This window comes from Megasphaera sueciensis, from assembly GCF_050219315.1.
In the GTDB taxonomy this organism is placed as follows: domain Bacteria; phylum Bacillota; class Negativicutes; order Veillonellales; family Megasphaeraceae; genus Megasphaera_A; species Megasphaera_A sueciensis.
The window spans coordinates 2,674,738-2,691,760 of sequence record NZ_CP116939.1 but is presented as its reverse complement, the minus strand read 5'-3'; the positions used below and the strand labels follow the sequence as shown (position 1 = coordinate 2,691,760).

Genomic DNA, 17,023 nt, shown 5'->3' with positions numbered 1-17,023 from the left:
TATAAACTTGTTTTTATTTTATACACATCAATAATCCCAATACTATCATTTCTGTAAATTCCGTAACAGCACCATATGTATCCCCTGTTAATCCACCCAATTTACGCAATATATAGATATCGGAAAAAAACGTGATCACACTTGCAGCCGTCAATAGAAACAAATAATGCCACCCGCTGCAAACCAATGGCAAAAGTGATAATGTAAAGCCAATAGGCAATGCTCCTTTCGGTGCATATTCCTTAAACGCTCGCCCCAATCCTGTCTTACGTGCATACGGAAATCCAAAAATGCTGATAAGCGTCCCAAAACGAGCCGCTGTGGGAACACCTATCAACGTCAATACTGCCGATTCATCATTTGCAAAAAAACATATTTTCAGCAAAACGAGCCATACAAAAGCTATGACGCCATTAGCACCCACACGGCTATCCTTCATAATTTCCAACATGCGTTTTCTATTTTGTCCAGAAAAAATACCATCTGCTGTATCCATATACCCATCGGCATGCAGGCCTCCGGTAATATAAAACCAAGCGGCTACAACTACAATAGCTAAATAAATCCCAGATAAAAAATAAGATGCCGCCATATATACGATAGATAGAAAAAAGCCAATCATCATTCCCACTATCGGAAACCAAATCACAGCCTTGCCAAAATCACGATCACTCCATACCGTTTGCTGTACAATATGGATACGAGATAAAAATTGCAGCGCAATAAAAAAAGATTTCACAGCGTATCCTCCTGCACGTCTGGCAAGATAACCTGAAGCCCTTTCATTTCCACTGTCACCCCGCTGACTGTAAAATACACCTGTGCAGCCTCTTTCGCTACACGTTGATTGACACATCCCATAATATCACGATAACAGCGAGTCATGGCATCCATAGGAACAATACCGCTTCCCAACTCATTGCTTACAAAGATAACCTGCTTACAAGGAACAGATTGGATTGATTTTATAATAACATCCAATTCCTGCATAGCCAAATCATATACTCCAGAAGGATCGTGTTCTGCATGGCAAAGAAGAAAATTAGAAAAATACAACGTTAAACAATCAATCAAAACAGCATCCGTGCGGCTAAGGATGTTTCCTATTTCTGAGGCCAATCCCTGCGGCACTTCATAGGTATGCCAAGATGCCGGGCGTCGTTCACGATGCCTTTGGATCCGCTGCCTCATCTCTATATCCAAAGCTTGTGCCGTCGCAATATACGCCTTGGTACCCCGATACGAGGCCAACAGTTGTTCTGCAAATACACTTTTTCCGCTGCGAGAACCTCCCGTAACGAGTACTATTTTTGATTTCATGATATCCTCAGTAATATTTTTATTTATATATAATAATGCATATAACTATTTTAACACAATACGGGACAGTAACGAAATATAAATACATCTCGCTATTGTCCCGTTTCCAAATCAATTAATTGCTGTCGCATGGTATAGCAATCTGCCATTTCACTCATCCTACATTATTTTTTCATTTCTGTAAATAAGTGAAACATTTCCGGTAAAACGATTTTATCCATTCCTATTTTTATAAGTCGTGCGGCACCCGGCAGGCAAAACACCAAACACTGATGGATAATGCCCGCACAAGAACGATAGGCAATTGATTGTACCCCGCAATCTTCTCGATAAGCAAATAAAGTCAGCATTTCATCAAAAGCCGGAATGATCTTGTCAAATAACGGTTCAATGGTTTCTATCGTTACGTCGCGCTTAGCCAGACCTGTACCGCCGCTAGTAATAATCATATCCACACTGCAAGTCCAATTATGAATATGCTTCAGGATTTCCTCCTTATCATCTCTCACTATAGCATAATCGACGACTTGATGCCCGTAATTTGTAAGTACTGATTGAATTGCCAATCCATTTGTATCATTTGAAAAAGTACGACTATTGCTGATAGTTAGTATAGCCGTCCGCAAAGGATGCTCTTCTGTAGCTTGTTTTCCCAAATTCAATTCCTCCTTTATATATTAAGGTATAATTATATCTACATAATTTTTTGTATACGCCTCAACTGAATCCGCCATAGATTTTCCCTCTACCAATGACTTTAGATATACCGGCATAAATTGTTCTCCATCAACAGCTCCTTCAAATTGTCCCATCCCCCTGCGAGTAGAAACAGTAATGTTTTTCAGACCCACACCAATACTAATCAATCGATCCCCGCTCAAAGCAGGTGAAAAAGGAGCTGTATCCCAAACAATATTCGCTTTATCTGCCCAAGGCGCTTCCGCAGCATCGCCGCGAATGTCAGCAGCAACGACTACCCCATTGCAAATAGCTTCTTCTACAGCACGATTGACAAAACGTATATATTCTGGTGATGATGCAAAGGCTGACGACGAAATATACAGTAATAAATAATCTTCCCAAAATACTTTCGCCGCTAAAAAAAAATCTTTGGGAACCGTTCCGCTCGTCTGTACATAAGCATCATTCCACCCATTATCTCTGCATATATCTTTTCCTCTATCAAACGCGTTAACCGGAAAGATCGAACATCCTGCCTCTTTAAAAGCCGTTGCCACAATGATATCACTATGACGCGGTAATACCATGCGATAGTAGTCCCATCGTGAAAAGGGCAAACCTATATATAGTACATCCAACAAAATCACATCCTGTTCTTTATCTATAAATCTATTCTATCATAAAACTAAAAATTCCTACCAAAATTTTTAAAAAGTTTATTAGAAATTCATTGTCCGAAAATAAAATATTATTCCATTATATGGCGTATCTGTTATAATATAATGGTAATGAAAATAATGAAAGGAGAATTGCCATGTACAAAAAAATTCTCGCTCTCTTGGTAACATTTCTTGCTATAGGCAGCATGCTTGTCTCTGCCATGTTTTTCGACGATAATCCACGTTATATACAAGTAGGTCATAGCGATACGACTATATCTTATATTGATATGAATTCCATTCAATCTATCCGGTATGATCCTCCATTTTATATGATTCGCGCAACTGTAATTACCTATGATTACACTCGTAACACAGCCACTGGATTCGAAAATAATTTTTTTTATAATTTCAATGCACAAACGGTGAAAGCACAACTGATCGGCGCTTATTCGTACGACACAATAGGCAACGCCACTTCACGGCAGCAATTCGACGGTCAGGATCCGAATCTTTGTGATCAATATTCAGTTAATGGGATCTCTGCGAATAAAGCTTTTTTTAATTGTTATAATATGACTTTTTACCACAATTTCAATAAAACACAAAAAAAGGAATGATCGGAATGGATACTCTATTACACTATGCCGGCATGTTTATCACCATTGCCTTTATAGCAGCCGTACTATATTCACTATTTCTCACTATACGCAAACGTAAACGCAAAAAAGAGAAAGAAAATGAAATTGAACACTATGTACACGTAAAAGTAAAAAATCTGCATCAGTATGATATTAAGCCGGAAAACGGCTATTACAAATATCCGTTGAAACCTACTGACTATACACGCCGATTTCCACAGCGGTTTACTTCTGTTGCTCTGGAACTCGCTAATGATCAGCCCTATTCTATTTGCTTAATTGGTTTTACTGAATTTGAAAACGGTGAAATGAAAGATAGACACTATTTTTATGTACAACCGCCAGAAAACACCTTTTCCGATAAGTCGCCGGTATCTTGGGATGAAGTACGAAAAGCCTACGAATTCGGTGAATATTGGGAAGCTGGAATGAAAAATTATTTCATCAATCACACCATTGTTGCTCATAATGCTTCGTATGTCATGGGCTGCATTACCCATGCTCTTAAAATATTTGGTATCGAACCACCTCGTTTTCAATATATAGATACATTGGAAATCGCAAAAAAATATTATGACTTTGAATCCAACCAGCTGGAAACGATTTGCGATGAAATGGGCATAGAAGTGGAAATGCACAACTCCCTCAGTGAGTCCACTGCCATCGGTCAATTTTTAATCTTTGCAAAAAAAGACTTTCCCGTATTTTTGCCGCATATTTATTATACAAACGGCAACGCTACAGAAGAAGAAATTCTAGCCAGTGCAATTTCTTCAGTGGAAAGGGAAGAAGCTACACCAAAGGAAATGTTTTCCCCTCATCCGGTAACCGAAGAACATCTGCAAAAATTACTGCAAAAAAAATATCTTATCCGCGGAGAAAAATCCGGTACCTATTATGCTACCAATACAGGTTTAGATTTTGCCGAAGATATTGATAAATTCGAAACAAAAAAAAAAGAGAAAGTGAGCGCTTCAACCGTCTTGAGTTTTGAATATAAAGCAAAAGGAGATCGGATAACTCGAATGTCTCATCAGGTAAATAAAAAATCATAAAAAATGAAACGCAGCAAGCAACGGCCGTTCTAGAAATATATTTTCAAATGCGGCCGTTTTTTGCTACGTTTCTAACACTCTATGTATCAAAAAATAACAGGGAAAAAGCATATATATTTGTTTTCATGCCTATTACACCAACCGCATCATTTTTAACCCGTATTGCACTCCCAGTATAAGTAAAAGCATTCCCACGTTTACTGCGGTAAACACAATAAGGTAGCGGCTTTTACGGCTAAATAAAAGTTTCGTATACACTTTAAAAGAAATAATACTTGCCATAGAAGCTATAATAGTACCCAATCCACCAATATTAACACCTAACAGCAGGGGAACCATATCATTGGTATAATGAGACAACATAATGGCAGCCGGAACATTACTCAAAATCTGGCTCAGAAGCAGTGATATAAAAAACTCATTTCCTTTCACTATATGTACTGCCCATGTCTGCATTACAGTGATCTGAGATAAACTTCCAACACCAATAAATAAAAACACAAACAAAAGCAATAATTTGTAATCTATATCAAAAAGTATTTTTTTATCTAGTAGCAGCACTGCGGGAAACACTACAAAAAAGAGACTATATGCTGATAAAATACGTAAAACCGTAAGCACACAAAGGGAAAAAAGTCCGTATAACACATATAAATGTACTTTTGGAATAATAATTTGTTCTTGAACGGGCATCTCTATTGTTCTATCAGCTGCTACATAATAGGTTGCCCCATATAAAAGAATCGCGCTAAGCAACACCGTAGGACCTGTATAAAAAAAAATTTCATCTGCACGCATCCCATAAAAACTGTAAATATATAAATTTTGTGGATTCCCAATAGGAGTAAACATACTCCCCAAATTAGCCGCTGCCGTTTGCATCACAATCGTAAAAATGTAATATCCGCGAAGCCGCACTTCCTTCAAAACAAGAACTGTCATCGGAACAAACGTAATTAAGGCTATATCATTCGTTATTATCATGGAACTAAAAAAACAAATAAAAATCAGTATACGAACTACCTGCCTAGCTGTATCTGCTTTGGAAAACACGATACGGCACCATTGAAAAAAAATACCGCTGCGCCTAAATCCTGCTATAACTGCCATCATGCAAAACAATAAAAGCAATAATGGCACATTCATTTCTTCAAGTATATTTTTCCATGAAAAAGGAACACTAATAGCAGTCAGCAATGCGAACACAAAAGCTATTGTCAAATCTATATTCTTTTTTAAATACGTAATCATGATCATATCTTTATCCCCCCCTCTCGGATGTATTCATGATATCATAAGGATATTTGAAAAATAAAGGTAAAATCGCACATAATGTATATCAAGACTACTGTACAAAAAGAAAAGCCCTTCATGTCATATTTCATTCCATGAAGGGAAGTAAACATAAGTTTTATATTGTTTTATTTATCCACTGGACCGCATCGCCCATCATATTCGTAGTCACAAAATGACAGAGCCCTGGATATGTCTGGAAACAGCTGTTTATCTCTGCACAACCGGACAATTTTTCCATATACATTTTCTGAGCTGCATTGTCTACTATTGGATCAGCTCCGCCACTAAGCGCAAGTACTGAACGACCGTTAAGTTGATCCATATGGGTGTATGGATCAAGCACATTGATTTTTTTCATTATTTCAAAAAATTCTTTAGGTTTGTCTATATGCAAAGCGGCACGAAACCGGCGTTCCGATTCATCCCACCATCCAGACCCATTGAGAGAGACCGCCGTATTGTATTCCTGACAATGCGTCATCACCCCCAACGTTGAGATTCCTCCCATAGAATGCCCCATAACAGCCAGCGGTATGCGAGGTTTCCATGTCTTAATATAGGCGACAATTTGTGATGATTCTTCTACATTTCGAAAAATTGTTTCCCAAAAAAGCGGATAAGAAGTTTCCGCGTTATAATCAATAGAACCCCGTTCCCCATGATACATAGCATCGGGAATAAGCACATCATAACAATACGCTGCTAAAATACGACCCCGTAAAGACTGTAATTCTTTCTGTGATGACCAGCCATGATAAAACACAATGACACCTTTAGAAGATTCTCCACACGTAATTTGCAGTGCTGGAATACGATCAATCATAATTTTTTTTTCTTCTATCATGTTGTTTCCTTTCGAAATGGTGCGTATATATTTCTGCTTACATCAGTAACGTTTTCTTTTTGAAAGTGGCGGCTGAAGAATCTCTGACCAAATTAAACCCGCATAAATCTGCTGTGCCGGCGGCGGCAATTGACTCCAAGGTGACTGTGAGGGTACAGGCTGCGCTATAGTTTCAGGCATTTCCATAATGTGCATAGGTTGGGCCGGCAATTCCTGCGGTACAGAAATTTTCTTATACGTTGGCACAGGAATCGATTGTTCAGCCGGCTGCTCTTGCTGTGTTTTGGTAAAAACAGGCGGCTGTTCTTTCCCCGAATCTGTCGGCTTTTTGTCTGGAGAGGGAATGTTCTCACCCGCCGGTCCTGGTTTGGGATTCCTGCGTGTTGGATACCGTCGTTTGCGGCGCAATAAATCAGGCAATGAAACTACGATAGCAAAGACAATAATCACCCATAAAAAGTCCATAAAATCACCTTCTTATTTCTGAGGTTCTATTGGCGGATCAGTTGGCGGTTGTGCCGGGGTCGTAGTTATCGTAGCTGCCGGGGGAAGTCCCGCTTTTGCTACAGCATTACGCATTTTTGTATCAGAAATGACATTACTCATATTATAGTAATCCATCACTCCCAGATTACCTTCCTTTAAAGCCTGCGCCATAGCCAGCGGCACTTCCGCTTGTGCTTCTACTACCTTAGCCTGCATTTCCTGCGTATATGCCTGCATTTCTTGTTCCTTAGCTACTGCCATCGCCCTGCGTTCTTCCGCTTTAGCTTGTGCAATTCTCTTATCGGCTTCCGCTTGGTCGGTTTGAAGTCTGGCACCAATGTTACGGCCTACGTCAACATCTGCGATATCAATGGATAAGATTTCAAATGCTGTACCTGCATCAAGACCCTTATTAAGCACTGTTTTTGAAATTTTATCAGGATTTTCCAAAACCTGTGAATGATCTGTCGCCGAACCTACACTAGTAACAATTCCTTCCCCAACTCGGGCAATAACGGTTGCCTCCCCGGCCCCGCCAACGAGACGTTCAATATTTGCTCTAACCGTTACTCTGGCACGAACTTTTAGTTCAATCCCATTTTGCGCCACCGCGGAAATAAAAGGTGTTTCAATGACTTTAGGGTTAACGCTCATTTGAACTGCTTCCAACACATCCCGCCCGGCAAGATCAATAGCACACGCTCGTTCAAACGTAAGAGACATAGTGGCCCGATGAGCAGCTATTAAAGCATCCACCACCCGATCCACATCGCCACCCGCTAAATAGTGAGCTTCCAATTGATTTACATTAACATCAAGCCCAGCCTTATTGGCTTTGATAAGAGGTAAAATAATTTTCGTCGGCACAACTCGTCGCAGCCGCATGCCAATAAGATTTACAATACCAACAGATACCCCCGCGGCCATAGCAGAGATCCATAATCCTAAAGGAACAAAATGTAAAAATAAAGACACCGCCACAATAGCTATAAAAATAATCAATAGGGGAAATGCAATAATAGTGAGTACTGACATAGAATTACCTCCTTCATATATAAATAATACACTTTTTAATTATCTTCTTGATTTCAGAAACATTAATTATTACGTTTTACTGGTTCAACAACAATACGTGTTCCCTCTACTTTAATAACGCGAACCTCAACACCGCGATTAATAAAACCACCATCAGAGACGGCATCCACACGTTCTGTACCGATGCGCACAGTACCTGACGGCCGCAAAATCGTAATCGTCTGTCCCCGTTTGTCCAGATATGCACTTTTATCTGCTTGAGACGTATATCCCTTATCCTTAGTTGACCGGGTCGTCAGTGCTAATTTAGCAATAAGCCTGCTTTTAGGCAGCCTGCGCCCTACGAAGTAAAACAAGATAGCTGCAATGATAATTCCTCCGGCAATAATATACGCTGCTGAAAGACTGGCCCCTAACATATAAAAAAGACTGCCGAAAAGCAACACAATTCCAACAATGCCAAAAATACCAACTCCAGGCGTAGCCAGTTCCATCGCAATAAGGACAAGACTGGCAATAAAGGCACCAATAACTTTTAAATCATTATCTATCGTATCATCACCAGAATACATTAACAATACACCCAGTACAATGGCGGTAATAATGCCTACCCCCATGCCGGCCATCTTGATTTCCGCAAGAACCGCCGCTAAAATAAGACCGACAAAAAGTGTCCGTACATAATCATTTTGAAGAAATCCGGCAATAGTATCTTTCCAATTACGTTCCACATATACAACATTCATATTGTCAAGGCTAAATTGATGTTGTACTCCTTCAATCGAAGAGACAGTAGCTTCAGACAGATTAAGCTGTTTCGCCTGGTCTTCTGACAACGCCAATATCTGACCGGCTTCCGCATAATCCGGATAGCCTTTAGTTTTATCAACCATAGCTTCTACCAACCGCGGATTATGACCCATATGAGATGCCGTTGCCGCAAATTCCGATTTTAAAGCGGCAATGTTTTTTTCCGTATCGGGAATAGGTTCTGCCGCGCCAATACTACTCCCCGGTGCCATAACAATATGCCGGCAGGAAATCGCAATCAAGGCCCCTGCTGACCACGCACGAGCATCTATATAAGCAATCGTCGGTATTGTCGTATTCTGCAGCATGTCACGAATTTTCAACGCACTATCCACACGCCCTCCCAACGTATTGATCTGAACTATAACAGCACGATCCCCTTGTTCTTGGGCATCCGTTAAGCCTCTGCGGACTAACGCAACTTGACCGGCATTAATCTCCCCTTCAATGGCAATCACTCGGATATCTTGGCTACCTGCTGATACAGGTTGTGCAACAATAAAACATACGGCAGCAAGCAAACATAGAACAATGACATGTAAACGAGATAATATACCCATTCCTTCACCTCCCATCATCATTACTTCTATTTGTGTTCAAGCGTTCTCGTATGGGAAATGCCGTGAAAATAACCTACTTGTTTCAGTTTTTCCAATTCTTCCTCTGAAATGGTACGAACTGCACTTTTCTCTAATTCTTTAATAGGTTTATCTTCAATGATATGAATTTTATCAACCACAGACTCATAAATATTATGAGGCTTATTTTCCTTTATCCATTCCAGCATATGATTCAGCCACTCACGACATGTCCATACATCAACACCATGATTATGTCCCCGTAAAATCTGTATTTGTTCCGATTCAGGAATTTTATTTAAAAACCAGTTCCATTTTTCGCGGGCAATAAGGTACATATAAAATTCATCAATCGGACGAACGTGTTGTTCATGTAATTCTAAGATATATCTGGACCAAAACAAACTCAGTGTCATTTTGAACCCTCCAACAAGTATCATTAAGTTAATCCTATGTATATTACATTATACTATACTTTGTCTATAGTGAAAAATCAAAAAAGTCATTTCCAGCAAAATGAATGCTAAAAATGACTTTCTTATCCTATTCTTAGCAGAAAATAGTAGTAATTAAGCATTAATTTCATCAATTGTAAGTACAAAAGCCGGTGCATATTCCTTTAAAAAAATATCCACTTCCGGCATATGTAACCCTTTCAACTTTTCCTCAATCGTATGCAATGCTTGATCAAATTCATAGTTTCCCGCATTTTTTTCCTGCATGCACTTGAGATACGCACTCAAGGTATCTGCTGCTTTTACATATATCCACACAGGATCCTGCTCTGCATTTTTTATAAGCGGTTCATATGCTGACCGCAGTTCCTTCGGCAAGGTTAAAAGCAGACGGTCTTGTGCCATTTTTTCTACTTCTCCGTAAGTACTTCGCATTTTTGAATTAAAATATTTCACTGGTGTCGGCATATCTCCGGTATAAACTTCGACCGCATCATGATACATAGCTAACACAGCTGCCTGTTTTGCATCTACCTTCATGTCATTTCCCTGATTATGCAGGAGACAAAGATGATAGGCGATCATCGCAGTCTGCAGTGCATGTTCTTGAATATTTTCATCTTGTACATTGCGCATGAGTCCCCAGCGGCGGATAAACTTCATGCGGGCTAATATAGCAAAAAAACAACTCATATAAAGACCTCGTCACTTATCGATATAAGCCTATCGCTTTACAAACATTTTGATACGTTACATTAGCTTTTGCATGGGCTTTGACAGCACCTTTTTCCAAAATTTTATCTAATTCCGGATCATGAATCAATTGTGTATACCGTTGCTGAATAGGCTCCAACACAGAAACAACCGCATCCGCAACGTCCTTTTTGAAAGTACCATATCCTTTATCAGCATACACAGCTGTAATTTGATCATGAGTTTGTTCTGTAACGGCTGCCAATATATCCATCAAATTAGAGATACCCGGTTTATTTTTTACATCATAATGAACAGAATTTTCACTGTCTGTTTGTGCACGTTTAATTTTCTTTTCTATATCCTTTGGCACATCAAGCAAATAAATAGTTGCGGCCTGGTTATCATCAGATTTACTCATTTTTTTTGTAGGTTCCTGGAGACTCATGACCCTAGTCCCATCATGACCAAGAAGAATATCCGGAACAGTAAATACATCTCCATATATACGATTGAATCGCTGTGCCAAATCACGAGTAATTTCCATGTGCTGCTTCTGATCATCACCAACGGGGACCAGATTCGTTTGATAAAGCAAAATATCAGCTGCCATCAGAGGAGGATATGTCAAAAGGCCTGCCGGAATAGAATCCCCTTGTTTAGCAGATTTATCTTTATATTGCGTCATCCGTTCCAGTTCTCCTACATAAGAACTGCAAGTCATAATCCAGCCTAACTGTACATGCTCAGGTACTTCCGACTGAACAAAAAGAGTAGATTTATCAGGATCAAGCCCGGAAGCAATATAAATGGCCGCCAGTGTACGTGTCCGTTCGTGAAGCATCTTCGGATCCTGCGGAACTGTGATAGCATGTTGATTAACTACACAATAATAACATTCATTATCCTTCTGAACTTTCGAAAAGTTGCGCAAGGCACCTAAATAATTACCTAATGTAAGATTACCACTCGGCTGAATGCCGGAAAAAATAATGGACATATCTAATTCCTCCCTGTAATATATAAACAAAAAATCCTTTCACCCCTTAAAAAAAGGGACGAAAGGAAAGATTTCCGCGGTACCACCCTGGTTGGCATACAGCCCGGCTCAAATACTTTCCAATAACGGTGAAAGCAAAACCGGTGGTGCCTACTTCAGCATTCGGACCACATCTCCCGGGTCCATTCCCACTGCCCGCTCATACCGAACTTTCACTGCCATCGGTTCGCTGCCAAGGCGTCTGCAATAGTACTCTTCCCGTTCATAGACTTCTTATTTTAACTGGTTTTACTCTATCACGATACCTTCTCTCTGTCAAGGATAACTATTGCATATGCCCGACTCCTCACTTCATTACAAACAGCATCCTATTTATTTTTTTAACAATAATGCCGAAAATATTTTTTTATTCTTGACTTGGAGTATAATCTAAGTGATATGGTATAATTAATTATTAAATCCATTCCATAGGAGATTTTTATGAAAAAATATATAAAACTAGGTATACCGTTTATACTGTTTTTTATTTGTATCATCCTTTATGTCTTAGTCCCCAATGTATGGTCGATAAGCAGGCAGGCGGCCAGAGTTACCCAATCAGTAGCTGCACAGTATCAACTCACTGACAAAGTTGATGCTTTTAATATCCGTCAAGTTATTACAGTTGACAGTACCACTTCACGAACTATCATGTGGCAATCCGATTTAGCCGAAAAAAATGCAGTCATAGAATATCGTCAAAAAAACACGGACACGATTCTAACAATGCCGGCTTCTAATGAAATTTTTAATGATGACAAAACAACGACTTACATACATGCTGCCGAACTTAGTCACCTGACCGCTGGCTCACGTTATGAATATCGTGTCGGATACGATAAAAAACGCAGTGAATGGCTTCCCCTTTCACTGGCTTCAGGAAATACTTTTAAAGTCCTTATTTTTCCTGATTCTCAATCCAGTAATTATGATGTATGGCGCGATACCGCACAAGCCGCATGGAGCGCAAATCGAGATGCTCAATTTTTTATAAATATGGGAGATCTTGTAGACAATGGCGAAGATCATACTCAGTGGAATTTATGGTTTGAAGCTGTCGAAAACATAATTTCCGCTATTCCTATCGCTCCGGTTATGGGGAATCATGAAACATATGACCAAAATTGGAAAGTTCGTATGCCGACAGTGTATCTTCATATGTTCAACGTCCCAAATGCAGTACCCGATCTCTATCAGAATCAATTTTATTCTTTTGACTATGGCAATATCCATTTCGTCGTCCTTAACACTCAAATTACGGAGATGTCACAATTTCAGCCGCATCTGCTAGAGGATGAAATCAATTGGTTTAAAACAGACATGGCCCACACAAACAAAAAATGGAAAATTGTTTTGATGCATAAAGATCCACTGCAATATGCTTTTCAAAACCGCCCGCAGCCCCGTACAGAAGGATTTTCTGCAGAAGGAAAAGAATTTATGCCGCTCTTCGATGCGTACAATATTGATGTTGTTCTTTCCGCACATCTGCACACATACCGCAACCGTGGCCATATCCGTAATTTCCAGCGCGATAATACAGGACCACTGTATATTCTTACGGGTGTAGCAGGAAATGTTCGCTATCCTGAACTGTGGAAGCAGCACTCCTTGGATGAAGTAATCGCCCCTCAACCGGAAACGGATAATTATCTAACAATGGAAGCAGGCGAACATACACTGACATTTTCCTCTTATCTTCCAAACGGCCAAAAAATAGATGCGATATCAATCAATAAATAAAAGCAAGGCGAAATATAATAATACATTATCGCAGTGTTCTACCCCGGCTGTATAAAAAGCCCCTATTTCAATCTTTAAAACATATTGGAATAGGGTACTTTCTATGATATAATAAAAATTGTTCCATTGTTCTTTTAAAACAATTGGATATGAAAAGACAAGGAGGAATTTACCATGCCAGTTATTACGAAGGATACGGGTATTATTGAAGCTGTTCAGAAATATCCACAAATCATCGAAATTTTTCAGGCTTATGGTCTCGGTTGTATCGGCTGCATGGCCGCTCATTTTGAAACCATCGGTCAAGGCGCAGGCGCTCACGGTATTGATGTAGATGCTTTAATTGCCGACCTTAATGAATGTATTTCACAGCCTAAATAGGCAATTTACTTAAACACGAATTTCAAAAAACTACTTTTACACAGGGTGTAAAAGTAGTTTTTTTTATGGATCAATATTTCTGGACTTTTATGTAATCCTTGCCAAGAATAACTGCAGTATCTCCTGATACTACTTTACTACGGAAGCACAACGCGCACAAAGAGTCGGGTGTTTTTGATCTGTCCCTACGGTATCACGGTGTATCCAGCAACGTTCACATTTTTCATGGGTAGATGGAGTTACAATGACACGGATATCTGTATGATCTTCACCGGCAGCAGCTTGTTCAGGTGCCAAATCAGTTCCTTCCACTAATTTCACTTCACTGACGATGAGAAGAATAGCCAGCTTATCGCTCCATTGACTAAGGAAAGCATAATCTTCCCCATCTGCATAAATCGTAACCGCTGCATCCAGAGAATGCCCAATAGTATGATCCTTACGGGCTCCTTCAAGAATACGAGTCATATCGCTGCGCAAAGACAACAATTTATTCCAACGCAATTCCAAATCAGCATCCAGATACTCTTTATGTGCTTTCGGCCAATCTGTCAGCAGTACACTTTCTTCCTTACCCGCTATTTTTGGCATATACATCCAAACTTCTTCCGCGGTAAAGGACAACACAGGAGAAACAATTTTAACTAGTGTATCAAGTATCCGATACATTACTGTCTGCGCACTTCGCCGAATAAGCGCATCGTCTTTTTCTGCATACAAGCGATCTTTGATAATATCAAGATAAATGGAACTTAAATCCACAGTACAAAAATTATGTATCGCATGATACATCACATGAAATTGATAATTTTCATATGCTTCCGTCACCGTTTCATATACTTGTTCCATCCGAAGCAATGCCCATTTATCCAACTCTGTCATATTTTCATAATCAACAGAATGAACTGTCGGATCAAAATCAGCCAAATTCCCCAAAAGGAATCGGAATGTATTACGGATTTTACGATATACTTCACTGAGTTGTTTCAAAATTTTCGGGGACAACCGAATATCGCCCTGATAATCTGCTGATGACACCCAAAGCCGCATAACATCTGCACCAAATTGATCAATTATTTCCTGTGGCGCAACCGTATTTCCCACAGATTTACTCATTTTTTTACCTTCACCATCAACAGTAAAACCATGAGTCAAAACAGCTTTATACGGAGCATATCCATTAATAGCAACAGATGTCAGCAGTGAGGAATTAAACCAGCCCCGATGCTGATCCGAGCCTTCAAGATACATTTCACAGGGATAATCAAGTTTAGGATCCGTGCAGAGTACCCCTTGATGCGTACATCCGCTGTCAAACCACACATCCATAATATCGGTTTCTTTTTTAAATTCTGTACCGCCACACTCTGGACAAGTAAACCCATCCGGTAATAATTCTTTTTCGTTATGACGCCACCATGCATCGGAACCTTCTACAGCAAACAATTTTTGCAAATGCTTGATCGTATCATCATTAATAATTGGTTTGCCACATTGCTGGCAGTAAAAAATAGGAATCGGCACGCCCCATACACGCTGCCGGGAAATGCACCAGTCACCGCGGTCGCGAATCATATTATAAATCCGGTCATGTCCCCATGATGGTATCCATTTTACGTGGTCGATTGCTTCCAATGCTTTCTGCCGATACCCATCTACAGAAGAAAACCATTGTTCAGTTGCTCTGTATATAATCGGATTTTTACAGCGCCAGCAATGTGCATATTGATGACGCAGCGAGCCCTTAGCGAATAATACACCCAATTCCGCTAACCGTTTAATAATCGGCACATTCATATCAAAAGCAAATTTCCCCTGATACTCCGGAACTTTGTCCGTATAACAGCCATCGGGTCCTACTGTACCAAGCGGTTTCAATCCCCACGCAGAATATTTCATGCAAACATTAAAATCATCAACCCCATGATCGGGAGCCGTATGTACGAGACCTGTCCCCGCTTCCAATGTAACATGTTCTCCTAAGACAATGGGAACCTTGCGTGCTTCATAAAGAGGATGCTGGAATACAAGGCCTTCCAACCGTTTCCCTTCTATGACATCCGGCAGCACTTCATATTTCTCAATTTTTCCTGCCTTCATTGTTTCATCTACAAGATCTTTAGCCATAAGGTAATATTCTTCACCAGCCTTGACCCAGACATATTCAAAATTTTCATTAGCACAAATCGCTACATTAGCAGGAATTGTCCAAGGGGTTGTCGTCCAAATAACAGCGTACACTTTATCGGGATCAGCATTTTTCGGCATATGACAAGTAAGATCTACTGCAGGAAATTTTACATAAAGAGAAAAGGACTTGATTTCCTTATATTCTATTTCCGCTTCAGCCAGAGCTGTTTCGCAATGAGGACACCAATATACGGTTTTTAACCCCTTATATATATATCCTTTTTTAGCCATTTCACCAAACACGCCGATTTGTTCTACTTCAACATGAGGCATCAAGGTAAGATAGGGATGTTCCCAATCTCCTAAAACACCGAAACGGATAAAATCTTTACGTTGTTCATTAACACATTTCAGAGCATATTCCTTGCAGCGCGCACGCAGATCGAGCGGTGCCATTTCATGCCGATTCAACCCTGTATTTTTAATAACTGCATGTTCAATAGGCAGTCCATGCGTATCCCAGCCAGGAACGTATTTTGTGTAATACCCGTTCTGGGTCTTATATTTCATAATTATATCCTTGAGTACTTTATTCAAGGCATGACCAATATGCAGCTGACCGTTAGCGTACGGAGGTCCATCATGAAGAATAAACTTAGGCGCTCCTTCTCTCTTTTGCAAACGTTTTTCATAAATAGCATGTTCCTGCCAAAATTTAAGAAAATCCGGTTCCCTTTTCGGCAAATTGCCACGCATGGGGAATTCTGTTTCAGGCAAATGCAAAGTCTTACCGTAATCCATATTGTTGCCTCCTCTAAATAAATAAAACAAAATAACGCCTTCATCCCCAAAGGGACGAAGACGTTAATCACCGCGGTACCACCCTATTGACCGCATAACGGCCACTCTCAATGCCTATAACGACGCAACCCGGCGGCTGGCTCACAACCACAGCTCTAAAGTGATCTGCTTATACCGCTGCCTCTCCGGGCTCTCACTATCCCCGATTCGCTGAAAAGGAGTGCTGGTATAAGCCGTCTTTTTCATTGCTTTTCCATATAAAATATGTATTTGTACATAGAGGTATTTTATATTTAAAAAAGCCCTTTGTCAATACCTATCGATAAACATTCTGTTTTATATTTATTGCAAAATTGCGCTGTTATCAGTAAAATAT

General features: G+C 39.9%; 17 protein-coding genes and 1 other annotated feature. Of the genes, 4 read left to right on the top strand and 13 right to left on the bottom strand.

The window, feature by feature from the left end:
* Nucleotides 1–13: 13 nt before the first annotated feature.
* The 4 genes from cobS to NXG62_RS12885 form a co-directional block, all read right to left on the bottom strand.
* Entirely contained in the window at nucleotides 14–739 is a 726-nt protein-coding gene (gene cobS, locus NXG62_RS12900; protein WP_427112826.1) for an adenosylcobinamide-GDP ribazoletransferase, read from the bottom strand.
* The gene (cobU, locus tag NXG62_RS12895) at nucleotides 736–1,320 is read right to left on the bottom strand and encodes a bifunctional adenosylcobinamide kinase/adenosylcobinamide-phosphate guanylyltransferase (protein WP_427112825.1); all 585 of its coding nucleotides are present in this window, start codon (nucleotides 1,318–1,320) and stop codon (nucleotides 736–738) included. The genes cobS and cobU overlap by 4 nt, the downstream gene beginning before the upstream one ends.
* A 164-nt stretch (nucleotides 1,321–1,484) precedes the next feature.
* The gene (locus NXG62_RS12890) at nucleotides 1,485–1,976 is read right to left on the bottom strand and encodes a MogA/MoaB family molybdenum cofactor biosynthesis protein (protein ID WP_427112824.1); all 492 of its coding nucleotides are present in this window, start codon (nucleotides 1,974–1,976) and stop codon (nucleotides 1,485–1,487) included.
* 21 nt (nucleotides 1,977–1,997) lie between these two features.
* The gene (locus NXG62_RS12885; protein WP_427112823.1) at nucleotides 1,998–2,639 is read right to left on the bottom strand and encodes a hypothetical protein; all 642 of its coding nucleotides are present in this window, start codon (nucleotides 2,637–2,639) and stop codon (nucleotides 1,998–2,000) included.
* 176 nt (nucleotides 2,640–2,815) lie between these two features.
* On the opposite strand from NXG62_RS12885, the gene NXG62_RS12880 reads away from it, so the two are divergent.
* Complete coding sequence (locus tag NXG62_RS12880) at nucleotides 2,816–3,280, top strand: hypothetical protein (protein ID WP_427112822.1); 465 nt, start codon at nucleotides 2,816–2,818, stop codon at nucleotides 3,278–3,280.
* A 5-nt stretch (nucleotides 3,281–3,285) separates the two neighbouring features.
* Nucleotides 3,286–4,356 carry an exonuclease domain-containing protein gene (locus tag NXG62_RS12875; RefSeq protein ID WP_427112821.1) on the top strand — a complete coding sequence of 357 codons (1,071 nt, stop codon included), beginning with the start codon at nucleotides 3,286–3,288 and terminating at the stop codon, nucleotides 4,354–4,356.
* Between the two features lie 132 nt (nucleotides 4,357–4,488).
* Here NXG62_RS12875 and NXG62_RS12870 read toward each other — a convergent pair whose 3' ends face one another.
* From NXG62_RS12870 to trpS, 8 genes are all read right to left on the bottom strand, one after another.
* The gene (locus tag NXG62_RS12870) at nucleotides 4,489–5,613 is read right to left on the bottom strand and encodes an SLC13 family permease (RefSeq protein WP_427112820.1); all 1,125 of its coding nucleotides are present in this window, start codon (nucleotides 5,611–5,613) and stop codon (nucleotides 4,489–4,491) included.
* Nucleotides 5,614–5,767: 154 nt separating this feature from the next.
* The gene (locus tag NXG62_RS12865; protein WP_322351563.1) at nucleotides 5,768–6,496 is read right to left on the bottom strand and encodes a serine aminopeptidase domain-containing protein; all 729 of its coding nucleotides are present in this window, start codon (nucleotides 6,494–6,496) and stop codon (nucleotides 5,768–5,770) included.
* 42 nt (nucleotides 6,497–6,538) lie between these two features.
* Nucleotides 6,539–6,961, bottom strand: coding sequence for a hypothetical protein (locus NXG62_RS12860; RefSeq protein ID WP_427112819.1), 423 nt, complete (start codon nucleotides 6,959–6,961; stop codon nucleotides 6,539–6,541).
* Between the two features lie 12 nt (nucleotides 6,962–6,973).
* Nucleotides 6,974–8,017, bottom strand: coding sequence for a flotillin-like protein FloA (gene floA / locus NXG62_RS12855; protein ID WP_427112818.1), 1,044 nt, complete (start codon nucleotides 8,015–8,017; stop codon nucleotides 6,974–6,976).
* A 62-nt stretch (nucleotides 8,018–8,079) separates the two neighbouring features.
* Nucleotides 8,080–9,387 (bottom strand): NfeD family protein, encoded by a 1,308-nt coding sequence (locus NXG62_RS12850; protein ID WP_427112817.1) that lies wholly within the window; start codon nucleotides 9,385–9,387, stop codon nucleotides 8,080–8,082.
* Nucleotides 9,388–9,413: 26 nt separating this feature from the next.
* The gene (locus tag NXG62_RS12845) at nucleotides 9,414–9,821 is read right to left on the bottom strand and encodes a hypothetical protein (protein WP_427112816.1); all 408 of its coding nucleotides are present in this window, start codon (nucleotides 9,819–9,821) and stop codon (nucleotides 9,414–9,416) included.
* A gap of 153 nt (nucleotides 9,822–9,974) precedes the next feature.
* Nucleotides 9,975–10,553 (bottom strand): 5'-deoxynucleotidase, encoded by a 579-nt coding sequence (gene yfbR, locus NXG62_RS12840; protein ID WP_427112815.1) that lies wholly within the window; start codon nucleotides 10,551–10,553, stop codon nucleotides 9,975–9,977.
* 16 nt (nucleotides 10,554–10,569) lie between these two features.
* Nucleotides 10,570–11,553: a tryptophan--tRNA ligase gene (gene trpS, locus NXG62_RS12835; protein ID WP_427112814.1), complete on the bottom strand. Its 984-nt coding sequence runs from the start codon at nucleotides 11,551–11,553 to the stop codon at nucleotides 10,570–10,572.
* Between the two features lie 51 nt (nucleotides 11,554–11,604).
* Nucleotides 11,605–11,828: a binding site (T-box leader), on the bottom strand.
* A gap of 205 nt (nucleotides 11,829–12,033) precedes the next feature.
* Between trpS and NXG62_RS12830 the strand changes: the two genes are divergently transcribed.
* Nucleotides 12,034–13,335 (top strand): purple acid phosphatase family protein, encoded by a 1,302-nt coding sequence (locus tag NXG62_RS12830; protein WP_427112813.1) that lies wholly within the window; start codon nucleotides 12,034–12,036, stop codon nucleotides 13,333–13,335.
* Between the two features lie 174 nt (nucleotides 13,336–13,509).
* A complete protein-coding gene (locus NXG62_RS12825) occupies nucleotides 13,510–13,716 on the top strand; it encodes a DUF1858 domain-containing protein (protein ID WP_091648459.1) in 207 nt (68 codons plus the stop codon).
* 129 nt (nucleotides 13,717–13,845) lie between these two features.
* Here the strand turns inward: NXG62_RS12825 and ileS are convergent, their stop codons facing one another.
* Complete coding sequence (gene ileS / locus NXG62_RS12820; RefSeq protein ID WP_427112812.1) at nucleotides 13,846–16,647, bottom strand: isoleucine--tRNA ligase; 2,802 nt, start codon at nucleotides 16,645–16,647, stop codon at nucleotides 13,846–13,848.
* Nucleotides 16,648–17,023 lie beyond the last annotated feature (376 nt).

Excerpts from the sequence above, each read along its gene's own strand:
- yfbR (WP_427112815.1), bottom strand. The coding sequence starts at position 10,553 with ATGAGTTGTTTTTTTGCTATATTAGCCCGCATGAAGTTTATCCGCCGC.
- NXG62_RS12865 (WP_322351563.1), bottom strand. The coding sequence starts at position 6,496 with ATGATAGAAGAAAAAAAAATTATGATTGATCGTATTCCAGCACTGCAA.
- NXG62_RS12870 (WP_427112820.1), bottom strand. The coding sequence starts at position 5,613 with ATGATCATGATTACGTATTTAAAAAAGAATATAGATTTGACAATAGCT.
- NXG62_RS12880 (WP_427112822.1), top strand. The coding sequence starts at position 2,816 with ATGTACAAAAAAATTCTCGCTCTCTTGGTAACATTTCTTGCTATAGGC.
- NXG62_RS12860 (WP_427112819.1), bottom strand. The coding sequence starts at position 6,961 with ATGGACTTTTTATGGGTGATTATTGTCTTTGCTATCGTAGTTTCATTG.
- NXG62_RS12875 (WP_427112821.1), top strand. The coding sequence starts at position 3,286 with ATGGATACTCTATTACACTATGCCGGCATGTTTATCACCATTGCCTTT.
- cobU (WP_427112825.1), bottom strand. The coding sequence starts at position 1,320 with ATGAAATCAAAAATAGTACTCGTTACGGGAGGTTCTCGCAGCGGAAAA.
- trpS (WP_427112814.1), bottom strand. The coding sequence starts at position 11,553 with ATGTCCATTATTTTTTCCGGCATTCAGCCGAGTGGTAATCTTACATTA.
- NXG62_RS12850 (WP_427112817.1), bottom strand. The coding sequence starts at position 9,387 with ATGGGTATATTATCTCGTTTACATGTCATTGTTCTATGTTTGCTTGCT.
- floA (WP_427112818.1), bottom strand. The coding sequence starts at position 8,017 with ATGTCAGTACTCACTATTATTGCATTTCCCCTATTGATTATTTTTATA.
- NXG62_RS12845 (WP_427112816.1), bottom strand. The coding sequence starts at position 9,821 with ATGACACTGAGTTTGTTTTGGTCCAGATATATCTTAGAATTACATGAA.
- NXG62_RS12825 (WP_091648459.1), top strand. The coding sequence starts at position 13,510 with ATGCCAGTTATTACGAAGGATACGGGTATTATTGAAGCTGTTCAGAAA.
- ileS (WP_427112812.1), bottom strand. The coding sequence starts at position 16,647 with ATGGATTACGGTAAGACTTTGCATTTGCCTGAAACAGAATTCCCCATG.
- NXG62_RS12830 (WP_427112813.1), top strand. The coding sequence starts at position 12,034 with ATGAAAAAATATATAAAACTAGGTATACCGTTTATACTGTTTTTTATT.